We start from the raw sequence: 13,679 nt of genomic DNA, 5'->3' as shown, positions 1-13,679 counted from the left end.
GGCGGCGCCACACATCGTTTAATCTGGGAGTTGTTATGTCTGCCAAACATCCGGTGATTGCCGTCACGGGCTCCAGCGGCGCGGGAACCACGACCACCAGCCTCGCCTTTCGTAAAATTTTCGCCCAGCTAAACCTGCGTGCCGCGGAGGTAGAAGGCGACAGCTTCCATCGCTATACCCGCCCGGAAATGGACATGGCGATCCGCAAAGCGCGCGATCAGGGGAAACACATCAGCTACTTCGGCCCGGAAGCCAACGACTTCGGCCTGCTGGAAAACACCTTCCTTGAGTACGGGCGTAACGGTAGCGGCCAGTCGCGCAAGTATTTGCATACCTATGATGAGGCGGTGCCGTGGAATCAGGTACCGGGCACATTCACACCGTGGCAACCGCTACCGGAACCGACCGATGTCCTGTTTTATGAAGGGCTGCACGGCGGGGTTGTCACGCCGCAGTATAACGTCGCGCAGAATGTCGACCTGCTGGTTGGCGTGGTGCCTATCGTCAACCTGGAATGGATTCAGAAGCTCATCCGCGATACCAGTGAACGAGGTCACTCCCGTGAAGCGGTGATGGATTCCGTGGTCCGTTCAATGGAAGACTATATCAACTTCATCACACCGCAGTTTTCGCGCACCCATATCAACTTCCAGCGCGTCCCCACTGTCGACACCTCCAACCCGTTTGCGGCGAAGGGCATTCCGTCATTGGATGAAAGCTTTGTAGTGATCCACTTCCGCAACCTACCGGATATCGATTTTCCCTGGCTGCTGGCGATGCTACAGGGCTCGTTTATCTCGCATATCAATACGCTGGTGGTGCCTGGCGGGAAAATGGGGCTGGCGATGGAGCTCATCATGACGCCGCTGGTGGAGCGCTTGATGGAAGGCAAAGCAATTTAAATTCGCGGCCGGCGCTACGCTTGCGCCGGCCTGCAAGACGGTGTCAACCCGGTAAGCATCGCGCCACCGGGTATCTGGCATTACGCCTCTACCACCTCAAACGAGTGGGTGATGTTCACCGCTTTTTGCAGCATCAGCCCCACCGAGCAGTATTTCTCCGCCGACAGATCCACCGCACGGGAGACGGCCGCATCTTTCAGCTCCTTGCCGGTGACAATAAAATGCATGTTGATATGGGTAAACAGACGCGGCGCCTCTTCCCGACGTTCAGACGTCAGCTTGACTTCACAGTTAGTCACGTTGTGACGACCTTTCTGCAAAATAGACACGACATCGATCGCGCTGCATCCGCCCGCCGCCATCAGCACCATCTCCATTGGGCTTGGCGCTTTATCTCCGGAGTTGCCGTCCATCAGAATCTGGTGACCTGACGCCGACTCTCCGATGAAGGTTAACCCTTCAACCCATTTCACACGAGCTTGCATAAAATTTAACTCCAAGGTTGCAATTTTCCTGACAGATTACGCGTACATAACAATTCTCGCAACGGAAGGCGACCTGCATCATGCTGAAGCGAGACACCAGGAGACATGCGGCAAAAGCTATGCTAAAACAGTCGGGATGCTACAGTATTACATTGATGTACTGCATGTATGCAGAGGAGTTCACATTACAGGCTGAAGAAAAATCACCAGCCCGTTTCCCAGGCATAGGGAAACAATACGATTGCATGCCCGGATGCCGTGTAGTGTCGGCACCCGGAGATAGCTTATAACAGAGGATAACCGCGCATGGTGCTTGGCAAACCGCAAACAGACCCTACCCTCGAATGGTTCTTGTCTCATTGCCACATTCATAAGTACCCATCTAAAAGCACGCTGATCCACCAGGGTGAAAAAGCAGAAACGTTGTACTACATCGTCAAAGGCTCTGTGGCTGTGCTCATCAAGGATGAAGAAGGTAAAGAGATGATCCTCTCTTACCTCAACCAGGGCGATTTCATCGGTGAATTAGGCTTGTTTGAAGAAGGCCAGGAGCGTAGCGCCTGGGTACGTGCGAAAACCGCATGTGAAGTGGCCGAAATCTCCTACAAAAAATTCCGTCAGCTCATTCAGGTTAACCCGGATATCCTGATGCGCTTGTCGTCGCAGATGGCTCGCCGTCTGCAGGTGACCTCAGAAAAAGTGGGTAACCTTGCCTTCCTCGACGTCACCGGGCGCATCGCTCAGACGCTGTTGAACCTGGCAAAACAGCCGGATGCGATGACCCACCCTGATGGTATGCAAATTAAAATTACCCGTCAGGAAATTGGTCAGATTGTTGGCTGTTCCCGCGAAACCGTTGGCCGTATCCTGAAGATGCTGGAAGATCAGAACCTGATCTCCGCACACGGTAAAACTATCGTCGTATACGGTACGCGTTAAGTCGATAAAACGGCGTATTGCTTGCGCAATACGCCGTTTTTGTTTTCCCTCTATGTGGCGCAGGCTGATTTACCACCCGGAAGTCAACTATGCACTGCGGCAAACGCTGGTGTTGTGTTTGCCTGTCGCAATCGGCCTCCTCCTCGGTCATTTACAGCAAGGTCTGCTGTTCTCGCTGGTGCCCGCCTGCTGTAACGTCGCCGGTCTGGATACGCCGCACAAACGTTTTTTTAAACGCTTGATTATTGGCGGTTCGCTGTTCGCCGGCTGTAGTCTGGTCGTCCAGCTTCTGCTTCAGCAGGCGATCCCGCTACCTTTGATTCTCAGCGGCCTGGCGCTGCTGCTCGGCGTAACGGCGGAGATCAGCTCTCTGCACGCCAGGCTTCTGCCCGCTTCGTTGATTGCCGCGATCTTTACCCTGAGCCTTGCCGGAAACATGCCCGTCTGGGAGCCACTGCTGATCTACGCCCTCGGGACGCTGTGGTACGGTCTGTTTAACTGGTTCTGGTTTTGGCTATGGCGCGAGCAGCCGCTGCGCGAATCGCTGAGCCTGCTCTATCGCGAGCTGGCTAACTACTGCGAAGCCAAATACAGCCTGCTGACCCAGCATATCGATCCCACCACTTCACTGCCGCCGCTGCTCACGCGCCAGCAGAAGGTGGTGGACCTGATCACCCAATGCTACCAGCAGATGCATATGCTGGCGGCGAACCAGCGCAATGACCACAAGCGCCTGCTGCGGGCGTTTCAGATGGCGCTGGATTTGCAGGAACATATCTCCGTCAGCCTGCACCAACCCGAAGAAGTACAAAAACTGGTAGAGCGCAGCCATGCCGAGGCGGTGATCCGCTGGAACGCGCAAACCGTTGCCGCTCGCCTGCGGGTGCTGGCCGATGACATCCTGTACCACCGCTATCCGCAGCGCTTTAACATGGATAAGCAGATCGGCGCGCTGGAGAAAATTGCCTGGCAGCATCCGGACAACCCGGTAGGGCAGTTCTGCGCCTGGCACTTCAGCCGAATAGCCCGGGTGCTGCGTACCCAGCGCCCGCTGTACGCTCGCAACCTGATGGCGGATAAAGAGCGCCGTCTGCCGCTGCTGCCCGCGCTAAAAAACTATCTCTCGTTAAAATCACCGGCGTTACGTAACGCTGCGCGTATCTGCGTGATGTTAACGGCCGCGAGCCTGATGGGAAGTGCCCTGAACCTTCCCAAGCCTTACTGGATCCTGATGACGGTGCTTTTTGTAACCCAAAACGGCTACGGCGCGACGCGGGTACGTATCGTCCATCGGGCGGCAGGTACGCTTGCCGGTCTGGCCATCGCCGGACTGGCGTTGCACTTCCATGTCCCGGAGGGTTATACGCTCTCCGCGATGCTGCTCGTCACGCTGCTGAGCTACCTGATTATCCGCAAGCATTATGGCTGGGCGATGGTTGGCTTTACCGTGACGGCGGTGTATACCCTGCAGCTTCTGACGCTCAACGGCGAGCAGTATATTGTCGCCAGGCTTATCGATACGCTTATCGGCTGCCTTATCGCCTTTGGCGGCATGGTCTGGCTATGGCCGCAATGGCAAAGCGGGCTACTGCGTAAGAACGCTCACGACGCGCTGGAAGCCGATCAGGAAGCGATCAGGCTGATTCTTAGCGACGATCATCAGGCTCCGGCGCTGGCCTATCGCCGGATGCGCGTCAATCAGGCACATAACTCGCTGTATAACTCGCTGAATCAGGCCATGCAGGAACCCGGTTTTAACACACACTATCTTGACGACATGAAACTGTGGGTCACCCACAGCCAGTTTATTGTTGAGCATATCAACGCGATGACCACCCTGGCCCGCGAGCATACGATGCTGACGCCGGAGCTGGCCCGACGCTATCTGGAATCTTGTGAGATTGCGCTCCAGCGTTGCCAGCAGCGGCTGGATTCCGATGGTCCCGGCAGCGCTGGCGATGTCAATATTATGGAGTCGCAGGATGTGGAGGTGAGCCGGGGGCCGTTAAGTACGATGGAGCAGCATCTGCAGCGGATCCTCGACCATCTGAACACCATGCACACCATCTCCTCGGTGGCATGGCGTCAGCGCCCGCATCACGGCATCTGGCTACGCGCGATTAAGCGTTAAGAACCTGCTTTACCGCCTGGGCAAAGCGGGCCATGCCTTCGGCAATATCCTGCTCGTCGATGACCAGCGAAGGGACAAAGCGCATCACATCCGGCCCGGCATTCAGCACCATCACGCCGGCATCTGCCGCGGCATAGAGAAAATCACGAGCCCGGCCCTTATACTGCGGCTTAAGCTCCGCGCCAATCAACAGCCCCATACCGCGGATATCGCTGAACAGGTCAAACTGCGCGTCAATTTGCTGGAGATGCTGCACAAACAGCTCGCGCTTCGCCTTCACGCCCTCCAGCACCTCCGGGGTATTAATCAGGTCAAATGCCGCCCCGGCCACGGCGCAGGCCAGCGGGTTACCGCCGTAGGTCGAACCGTGGGAACCGGCGTGGAATGCGCTGGCAATATCGTTGGTGGTCAGTACGGCGCTGATCGGGAAGCCACCGCCCAGCGCTTTGGCGCTGGTAAGAATGTCCGGCGTCACGCCATAGTGCATATATGCAAACAGCGAACCGGTACGCCCCATGCCGCACTGAACTTCATCAAATACCAGCAGCGCCTGATGCTCATCGCAGAGTTCGCGCAGTCCTTTCAGGAACGCCGGCGTCGCCGCCATCACGCCGCCTTCTCCTTGAATCGGCTCCACAACCACCGCGCAGGTATGATCGTCCATAACGGCCTTAACCGCATGCAGATCGTTAAACGGCACGTGGATAATGTCCGCCGGTTTCGGGCCGAAGCCATCAGAATATTTTGGCTGCCCGCCCACCGATACCGTGAACAGCGAACGGCCGTGGAAGGCATTATGGAAGGCGATGATTTTGGTCTTATACGGACTGTGACGGGTAATGGTGTAGTGGCGCGCCAGCTTGAACGCCGTTTCGTTCGCTTCGGTGCCGGAGTTCATGAACACCACGCGTTCGGCGAAGGTGGCCTCCACCAGCTTACGACCCAGACGCAGCGCCGGCTCGTTGGTAAAGACATTGCTGGTATGCCACAAGGTTTCGCCCTGCTCATGCAGCGCCGCGACCAGAGCCGGATGACAATGACCTAACGCCGTCACCGCAATCCCGCCCGCGAAATCAACGTACTCTTTGCCCTGCTGATCCCATACGCGGCTACCTTTACCTTTGACCGGGATGAATTCTGCCGGTGCATAAATCGGCAGAATAACTTCATCGAATGTGGCGCGGGTAATTACCGGTTGCTCAGTTGCCATGTCATGCCATCCTTCTTCGTTATGCGGTCATTATTGTGATAATCTAATCACAAAATATGCATAAAAAATCAGTCAATGGCAACTACAAATCATCGATTGAGGAAGTTTGCCAGCAGTTGATGTCCCTGCTCGCTGAGAATACTTTCCGGGTGGAACTGTACCCCTTCGAGATCCCACTCCCGATGGCGAATCGCCATAATCTCTCCGCTTTCACTGCGGGCCGTCACCTCAAAGCATTCAGGAAGCGTCGCGGGATCAATCAGCAGAGAGTGGTAGCGAGTAACGGTCAGCGGATTATTCAGCCCCTGAAAGACCCCCTGCCCGTTATGATAGATGGGAGAAGTTTTGCCGTGCATCACTTTCGCCGCTCGCACGATAGTGGCCCCAAAGACCTGGGCGATGGCCTGATGGCCAAGACAAACGCCCAGCAGCGGAACCTGACCGGCATAACGAGCAATCACCGCCAGCGAAATGCCTGACTCATTTGGCGTACAGGGCCCGGGAGAGATCACGATTTTCTCCGGCATCAACGCCGCGATCTCCTCAAGCGTCAGCTCATCATTGCGCCTGACCAGCACTTCCGCCCCCAGTTCACAGAAGTACTGGTACAAGTTCCAGGTGAAAGAATCATAGTTGTCGATAAGCAGGATCATAGCGGCTCCGGAAAGAATAAAACCGGGCTATTCTACTCAGATTCTCACGCTTCGCTTACCACTTTGCGAAAGATCCGCTCAAGGGGTTCGGGATCGCCCATCGCCCCCAGCTGGTTAGCCTGGCTCCAGCTATCGGGGTCGATATCCCGCCAGTCGAGCACAAACCCGGCGTGAAGAGCCAACTGTTCAAAGAAAATTCGCTGAACCAGGCCGCTACCGACGCGAAACGGGTGCAGGACGTTGATTTCCCCGTAGTACCAACTCAGACGCGTGACGAACGCCGCGCGGCTGATTCCGCTGAGGTAGCCCTCTTCCTCCAGCGCCCGCATCAGCGCATTGCCCTCTTTCTCAATCCACGCAAAATGGCAGAAAGGAGTATCCCCCTGATAGATATCGACTTCTCTGAATTGCCCCGCCCAGTCGAAGATATCCTGATAGAGCTGATGATGAATGAAACAGAGGTAGGGTAGCCCGCGGCCGCGCGGTCCCAGCGGCAGCGTCGCCGCACGCAGGGAGGTGATTTCCCAGGCCGTTTGCTCCAGCCGCTGCGCCTGACGAATACCGAGACGGTTACGCATCACATTGAGCGCAGGGTAGAGGTAAGGGTCGCGATCGTCGCCATATTTACTGCTCATGGCGCCTCCTGATCTCGGCAAGACGCGCCAGCGCTTGCTCGGCAGTCAGCGTCACCAGCGGGATCGCTGCCCCCTCCAGGCGACGGCTGGCCTGAAAATTCACATTGCGGGTCTGTTCCCAGAGCTGGGCTTTTTGCTTATCGGTGAGTGAACGCATGGTCGCCTCCCTTATCGTCCCCTGTTTGCCACAAGTATAAGCAGCAATTTCAGGTTACGCAGAGAGGCCGACGAGGCGCGGGCAATGTTACCCGCGCACAGAAAGGCTTACGGCAGGACTTTCGCTGAGAGGATAACGACAGGTTTGGACGGTACATTCTGGTACGGTCCGACGTTGTGCGTCTGAACCTGGGAAATCTTATCCGCCACGTCCATGCCTTTCACCACTTTGCCGAAGACCGCATAGCCAAAATCACGCTGCCCGTGGTCAAGGAAGGCGTTGTCCGCAATGTTAATGAAGAACTGGCTGGTAGCGCTGTCCTGATCGGCGGTACGCGCCATTGCGATAGTACCGCGGGTATTGCGCAGACCGTTATCGGCTTCGTTTTTAATCGGCGGGTTCGGCTGCTTCTGCTGCATCTGTTCGTTAAAGCCGCCGCCCTGCACCATGAAGCCCGGAATCACGCGATGGAAGGTCGTATTGTTATAGAAGCCGCTGTTCACGTACTTCAGGAAGTTATCCACGGAAATCGGTGCTTTCTGGCTATTTAACTCCAGCTCAATATTGCCCGCAGACGTCGTCAGCAGTACATGAGGATCGCCCTTCGCTGCCATTGCCGGAGAGAAAGCTGAAATGGCGAAAACGGCAACCACCGCCGCCAGAGTTGATTTGAGCATGGGAATTCCTTAACGGAGCAGAATAAAAAGCAAGTGCTTTGATTCTAAAGAGCCTTTGCATCCTGGGCCAGCCTTTTACCTAATTTTACGTAGCTGAAATAGTTGTTACGGCGCACGCATTGACCAGCGCGATAAATAAAGGCGATCCAAATCACACTAATCCATGCAAAAAGCATTTCATTGCATAATAAACGTTTGCTTACATCACTCGAATGAATAAAATCTGTCCGCCCTGGCGCAGTCAATGCGCTTTACATTTCTATTCACAGGCCAGTCATGACTAACAGCAATCGTATCAAGCTCACATGGATCAGCTTCTTTTCCTACGCCCTCACCGGCGCGCTGGTGATCGTCACCGGAATGGTGATGGGAAATATCGCCGATTATTTCCATTTGCCCGTCTCCAGTATGAGCAACACCTTTACTTTCCTCAACGCCGGTATCCTGATCTCTATCTTCCTGAACGCCTGGCTGATGGAAATTGTGCCGCTGAAAACCCAGCTGCGTTTTGGCTTCATTCTGATGGTCCTGGCCGTTGCCGGGCTGATGTTTAGCCACAGCCTGGCTCTGTTCTCCGCGTCCATGTTCGTTCTGGGGCTGGTCAGCGGGATCACCATGTCGATCGGGACCTTCCTGATCACCCATATGTATGAAGGCCGCCAGCGTGGCGCGCGTTTGCTGTTTACCGACTCCTTCTTCAGCATGGCGGGGATGATCTTCCCGATGGTCGCCGCATTCCTGTTGGCCCGCAGTATCGAGTGGTACTGGGTTTATGCCTGCATTGGGCTGGTCTACGTTGCCATTTTTATTCTGACCTTCGGCTGTGAGTTCCCGGTTCTTGGCAAAAAAGCACAGCAGGATAACCAGCCGGTCGTGAAAGAAAAATGGGGCATCGGCGTGCTGTTCCTCGCAATTGCGGCGCTGTGCTACATCCTCGGTCAGCTGGGCTTTATCTCCTGGGTACCGGAGTATGCCAAGACCCTGGGCATGAGCCTGGCCGATGGCGGTAAGCTGGTGAGTGATTTCTGGATGTCGTACATGATTGGTATGTGGTCGTTCAGCTTCATCCTGCGCTTCTTCGACCTGCAGCGCATCCTGACCGTACTGGCTGGTCTCGCCACCGTGCTGATGTACCTGTTCATCAACGGTTCACCGGAGCATATGCCGTGGTTTATTCTGACCCTCGGCTTCTTCTCCAGCGCGATTTACACCTCGCTTATTACGCTGGGTTCGCTACAAACCAAAGTCGCGTCGCCGAAACTGGTGAACTTTGTACTTACCTGCGGCACCATCGGCACAATGCTGACCTTCGTGGTGACCGGTCCGATTGTGGCTGCCAGCGGCCCGCTGGCAGCGCTGCACACCGCTAACGGCCTCTACGCCGTGGTCTTTGTGATGTGCTTAATCCTTGGCTTCGTCTCCCGCCACCGCCAGCACAACGCGGCTGCGGCCTCCCACTAAGCCTTTGTTGGCCCCTTTGCGTCAGTGAAGGGGCTGTTTCGACTAAAGAACAGCTCCTCTCCTCCTCTGTCGGTCTGGATCCAGGTCTGCGCCAGTTGCGTTGTGGCAATCACCCGTCCCTGACGAATCGACCAGCGAACCGGTACCTGACAGCGAACCGCTTCAAAGCCATTCTCCGCCGGCAGAATAACCAGATTCGCGGGATAGCCCGGCACAATACCGTAATCGTGCAGACCAAAGGTGCGGGCGCTGTTGTCGGTAATCAGCTTCAGCCCATCGTTAATCTGCTGATAGCCCATCAGTTGACAGACATGTAACCCCATATGCAGCACCTGCAGCATATTGCCGGTGCCCAGCGGGTACCACGGGTCGAAAACATCATCGTGACCGAAACAAACGTTAATACCCGCCGCCATCAGCTCCTTCACCCGGGTGATGCCACGGCGCTTTGGATAATCGTCAAAACGCCCCTGGAGATGAATATTGACCAGTGGGTTAGCAACAAAGTTGATTCCCGAGAGCTTTAGTAACCGAAACAACCGCGAAGTATAGGCGCCGTTATAGGAGTGCATCGCGGTGGTATGGCTGGCCGTAACCCGTGGGCCAATGCCCTCTTTCAACGCCAGAGCCGCCACCGTTTCGACAAACCGCGACTGCTCGTCGTCAATTTCATCGCAGTGAATATCCAGCGGGCGTTGATACTGCTGCGCCAGACGGAACGCGATATGCAGCGATTCCACGCCATACTCGCGGGTAAACTCAAAGTGCGGAATGGCGCCGACCACATCGGCCCCGAGCCGCAGGGCCTCCTCCAGCAAGGCCTCACCATTGGGGTAGGATAAGATCCCCTCCTGGGGGAAGGCGACTATCTGCAAATCTACCCATGGCGCTACCTCCTGTTTCACCTCCAGCATCGCCTTTAATGCCGTCAACGTCGGGTCAGACACGTCAACGTGCGTGCGGACAAACTGAATCCCGTTGGCGATTTGCCATTTCAGCGTCTTCCACGCCCGGGCCTTCACATCTTCGTGACTCAATAGCGCCTTACGTTCTGCCCAGCGCTCAATCCCCTCAAACAGCGTCCCGGACTGGTTCCAGTTTGGCTCGCCGGCAGTTTGGGTGGTATCGAGATGAATATGCGGTTCAATAAATGGCGGGATCGCGAGCCCACCGCGGGCATTGAGCACTTCATAACTTTCGCTGCGCGCATCGCCCATCGGGGTGATATCGCCAAAACAGCCTTTATCTATCGCGATCTGCCATAGCCCTTCGCGATCGGGCAAACGTACGTTCTCAATCAACCAAAGCGGAACTGCTGTCATCTTGATGACTCCCGTGAATATGCCGTTTTTTCGCCCAACCCATAAACATTCCCCCGCATCCATTTTGTACACAAAAGCAACAACAAGGAAAAGCCTGAGTTTTCCATAACTTATAAAAATCCAGGAAAATCATAAGCATACCCATTAAGTGGTAGGCGCGGGCGATCTTGATTTGTATCAATAAGTGTACTGGCTGAATCGTTAAGGTAGGCGGTAATAGAAAAGAAATCGAGGCAAAAATGAGCAAAGTCAGAATCGCTATTATCGGTAACGGCATGGTTGGCCATCGCTTTATCGAAGAGCTTCTTGATAAGGCGCCTGCCGGACAGTTCGACATTACCGTGTTCTGTGAAGAACCCCGTATCGCTTACGACCGCGTCCACCTGTCGTCTTACTTCTCCCATCACACCGCCGAAGAGCTCTCGCTGGTCCGTGAAGGTTTTTACGAGAAACATGGCGTTAAAGTCCTGATCGGTGAACGCGCTATTACCATTAACCGCCAGGAGAAAGTGATTCACTCCAGCGCGGGACGCACCGTATTTTACGACAAGCTGGTGATGGCGACGGGTTCCTATCCGTGGATCCCGCCAATCAAAGGCGCGGACACTCAGGACTGCTTTGTGTACCGCACCATTGAAGATCTGAACGCGATTGAATCCTGCGCGCGTCGCAGCAAACGCGGCGCCGTCGTCGGCGGCGGCCTGCTGGGCCTCGAAGCCGCCGGCGCGCTGAAAAACCTCGGTGTGGAAACCCATGTCATCGAATTTGCCCCCATGCTGATGGCCGAACAGCTGGATAATATGGGCGGCGAGCAGCTGAAGCGTAAAATCGAAAGTATGGGCGTGAAGGTCCATACCAGCAAAAACACCAAAGAGATTGTCCAGCAGGGCAGCGAGGCCAGAAAAACCATGCAGTTCGCCGATGGCAGCGAGCTGCAGGTTGATTTTATCGTCTTCTCAACCGGTATTCGTCCACGCGATAAGCTGGCGACCCAATGCGGTCTGGCCGTGGCGCAGCGTGGCGGTATCGTGGTCAATGACACCTGCCAGACCTCCGATCCGGATATCTATGCTATCGGCGAATGCGCCAGCTGGAACAACCGCGTCTACGGTCTGGTGGCGCCGGGTTATAAAATGGCCCAGGTGACCGTCGACCATCTCCTCGGCAACGACAACCGCTTTATCGGGGCCGATCTCAGCGCCAAACTGAAGCTGCTTGGCGTTGACGTGGGCGGCATCGGCGATGCGCATGGCCGCACGCCTGGCGCCCGCAGCTACGTCTATCTTGATGAAAGCAAAGAAGTCTATAAACGACTGATCGTCAGCGAAGACAATAAAACCCTGCTTGGCGCGGTGCTGGTCGGAGACACCAGCGATTACGGCAATCTGCTGCAGCTGGTGCTCAACGGTATTGAACTGCCGGAAAACCCGGACTCGCTGATTCTGCCGGCACACGCCGGCAGCGGTAAGCCGTCAATCGGCGTCGATAAACTGCCGGACAGCGCGCAAATCTGCTCCTGCTTCGACGTGACTAAAGGGATGCTGATTTCCGCCATCAACAAAGGCTGCCATACCGTCGCCGCGCTGAAAGCAGAAACCAAAGCCGGTACCGGCTGCGGCGGCTGTATTCCGCTGGTGACCCAGGTGCTGAACGCGGAGCTGGCGAAACAGGGGATCGAAGTGAACCACAATCTGTGCGAACACTTTGCCTACTCCCGCCAGGAGCTGTTCCACCTGATTCGCGTAGAAGGGATTAAAACCTTCGAAGAGCTGCTGGCGAAACACGGAAAAGGCTACGGCTGCGAAGTGTGTAAGCCGACCGTTGGCTCTCTGTTGGCCTCCTGCTGGAATGAGTACATTCTCAAGCCTCAGCATACGCCGCTGCAGGATACGAACGATAACTTCCTCGCCAATATCCAGAAAGACGGGACCTATTCGGTTATCCCGCGCTCCGCCGGCGGCGAAATTACGCCGGAAGGTCTGGTGGCCGTAGGGCGCATCGCGCGCGAATATAATCTCTACACCAAAATCACCGGTTCCCAGCGTATCGGCCTGTTCGGCGCGCAAAAAGACGACCTGCCTGAAATCTGGCGTCAGCTGATTGAAGCGGGCTTCGAAACCGGCCACGCGTATGCCAAAGCGCTGCGTATGGCGAAAACCTGCGTCGGCAGCACCTGGTGCCGCTACGGCGTCGGCGACAGCGTGGGCTTCGGCGTCGAGCTGGAAAATCGCTACAAAGGCATCCGTACGCCGCATAAAATGAAGTTTGGCGTCTCCGGCTGTACCCGTGAATGTGCGGAGGCGCAGGGTAAGGATGTGGGGATTATCGCCACCGAGAAGGGCTGGAATTTATATGTCTGCGGCAACGGCGGGATGAAGCCGCGTCACGCCGACCTGCTGGCTGCCGATCTCGACCGCGAAACGCTGCTCAGCTATCTCGATCGCTTTATGATGTTCTATATCCGTACCGCCGATAAGCTGACGCGTACCGCGCCGTGGTTAGACAACATGGAAGGCGGCATCGACTACCTGCGTAGCGTCATTATCGACGACAAGCTGGGCCTGAACGCCCACCTGGAAGAAGAGCTGGCGCGTCTGCGTGCCGCTGTCGCCTGTGAGTGGACCGAGACGGTCAACAATCCGGCGGCACAAACCCGCTTCAAACACTTTATCAACAGCAACCAGCGCGACCCGAATGTCCAGGTCGTACCGGAACGCGAGCAGCACCGTCCGGCGACGCCGTATGAGCGTATCCCGGTCACTCTGGTGGAGGAGAACGCATGAGCCAGTGGGTAAACATCTGCAAGATTGACGATATTCTGCCTGCAACCGGCGTCTGTGCGCTGCTGGGTCAGCAGCAGGTCGCCCTGTTCCGGCCTTACCATGACGATCGGGTCTATGCGATCAGCAATATCGACCCGTTCTTCAATGCCAGCGTGCTGTCGCGAGGCATCATTGCCGAGCATGAGGGTGAGCTGTGGGTCGCCAGCCCATTGAAGAAACAGCGCTTCCGTCTGCGCGACGGCCTGTGCATGGAAGATGCAAGCCACTCCATTGCGCATTTCGATGCGCGCGTGAAAGACGGCAACGTTCAGCTGAAGGCATGAT

The 13,679-nt window shown here is 56.0% G+C and carries 13 protein-coding genes; 6 read left to right on the top strand and 7 right to left on the bottom strand.

Annotated features, from left to right (window positions below; genetic code table 11):
- The first annotated feature begins 35 nt into the window (after positions 1-35).
- Positions 36-902 carry a phosphoribulokinase gene (locus OQV00_RS02040; RefSeq protein ID WP_004868415.1) on the top strand — a complete coding sequence of 289 codons (867 nt, stop codon included), beginning with the start codon at positions 36-38 and terminating at the stop codon, positions 900-902.
- A gap of 80 nt (positions 903-982) precedes the next feature.
- Here the strand turns inward: OQV00_RS02040 and OQV00_RS02035 are convergent, their stop codons facing one another.
- Positions 983-1,387 carry an OsmC family protein gene (locus OQV00_RS02035; protein ID WP_266279774.1) on the bottom strand — a complete coding sequence of 135 codons (405 nt, stop codon included), beginning with the start codon at positions 1,385-1,387 and terminating at the stop codon, positions 983-985.
- Between the two features lie 306 nt (positions 1,388-1,693).
- Here OQV00_RS02035 and crp point away from each other — a divergent pair, with 306 nt between their 5' ends.
- Positions 1,694-2,326 carry a cAMP-activated global transcriptional regulator CRP gene (gene crp / locus OQV00_RS02030; RefSeq protein WP_000242758.1) on the top strand — a complete coding sequence of 211 codons (633 nt, stop codon included), beginning with the start codon at positions 1,694-1,696 and terminating at the stop codon, positions 2,324-2,326.
- Positions 2,327-2,378: 52 nt separating this feature from the next.
- Positions 2,379-4,457, top strand: coding sequence for a YccS/YhfK family putative transporter (locus OQV00_RS02025; RefSeq protein ID WP_004868420.1), 2,079 nt, complete (start codon positions 2,379-2,381; stop codon positions 4,455-4,457).
- On the opposite strand, the gene argD is transcribed toward OQV00_RS02025, so the two are convergent.
- The 5 genes from argD to ppiA form a co-directional block, all read right to left on the bottom strand.
- A complete protein-coding gene (argD, locus tag OQV00_RS02020) occupies positions 4,447-5,667 on the bottom strand; it encodes a bifunctional acetylornithine/succinyldiaminopimelate transaminase (protein WP_004868421.1) in 1,221 nt (406 codons plus the stop codon). The two genes, OQV00_RS02025 and argD, sit on opposite strands and share 11 nt — an antisense overlap.
- A gap of 89 nt (positions 5,668-5,756) precedes the next feature.
- Complete coding sequence (gene pabA / locus OQV00_RS02015; RefSeq protein WP_004868423.1) at positions 5,757-6,320, bottom strand: aminodeoxychorismate synthase component 2; 564 nt, start codon at positions 6,318-6,320, stop codon at positions 5,757-5,759.
- 44 nt (positions 6,321-6,364) lie between these two features.
- A complete protein-coding gene (locus OQV00_RS02010; RefSeq protein ID WP_127673516.1) occupies positions 6,365-6,955 on the bottom strand; it encodes a putative adenosine monophosphate-protein transferase Fic in 591 nt (196 codons plus the stop codon).
- Entirely contained in the window at positions 6,945-7,112 is a 168-nt protein-coding gene (locus tag OQV00_RS02005) for a YhfG family protein (protein WP_071359808.1), read from the bottom strand. Before OQV00_RS02005 ends, OQV00_RS02010 begins: the two co-directional genes overlap by 11 nt.
- Positions 7,113-7,219: 107 nt before the next feature.
- On the bottom strand, positions 7,220-7,789 hold the full coding sequence (gene ppiA, locus OQV00_RS02000; RefSeq protein ID WP_004868429.1) for a peptidylprolyl isomerase A: 570 nt from the start codon (positions 7,787-7,789) through the stop codon (positions 7,220-7,222).
- Positions 7,790-8,065: 276 nt separating this feature from the next.
- Between ppiA and tsgA the strand changes: the two genes are divergently transcribed.
- On the top strand, positions 8,066-9,250 hold the full coding sequence (gene tsgA, locus OQV00_RS01995; protein WP_004868431.1) for an MFS transporter TsgA: 1,185 nt from the start codon (positions 8,066-8,068) through the stop codon (positions 9,248-9,250).
- On the opposite strand, the gene OQV00_RS01990 is transcribed toward tsgA, so the two are convergent.
- Positions 9,247-10,572: a cytosine deaminase gene (locus OQV00_RS01990; RefSeq protein ID WP_015585619.1), complete on the bottom strand. Its 1,326-nt coding sequence runs from the start codon at positions 10,570-10,572 to the stop codon at positions 9,247-9,249. The genes tsgA and OQV00_RS01990 overlap by 4 nt on opposite strands.
- Positions 10,573-10,811: 239 nt before the next feature.
- Between OQV00_RS01990 and nirB the strand changes: the two genes are divergently transcribed.
- Together nirB and nirD are read left to right on the top strand one after the other, a co-directional pair.
- On the top strand, positions 10,812-13,355 hold the full coding sequence (nirB, locus tag OQV00_RS01985) for a nitrite reductase large subunit NirB (RefSeq protein WP_004868435.1): 2,544 nt from the start codon (positions 10,812-10,814) through the stop codon (positions 13,353-13,355).
- Complete coding sequence (gene nirD / locus OQV00_RS01980) at positions 13,352-13,678, top strand: nitrite reductase small subunit NirD (RefSeq protein ID WP_004868437.1); 327 nt, start codon at positions 13,352-13,354, stop codon at positions 13,676-13,678. The genes nirB and nirD overlap by 4 nt, the downstream gene beginning before the upstream one ends.
- The last annotated feature ends 1 nt before the right edge of the window (position 13,679 follow it).

The organism is Klebsiella sp. DY2415, from assembly GCF_026314315.1.
GTDB lineage: Bacteria > Pseudomonadota > Gammaproteobacteria > Enterobacterales > Enterobacteriaceae > Klebsiella > Klebsiella ornithinolytica.
The sequence above is the reverse complement of the archived record's forward strand: the minus strand, read 5'-3'. Positions and strand labels throughout refer to the sequence as shown.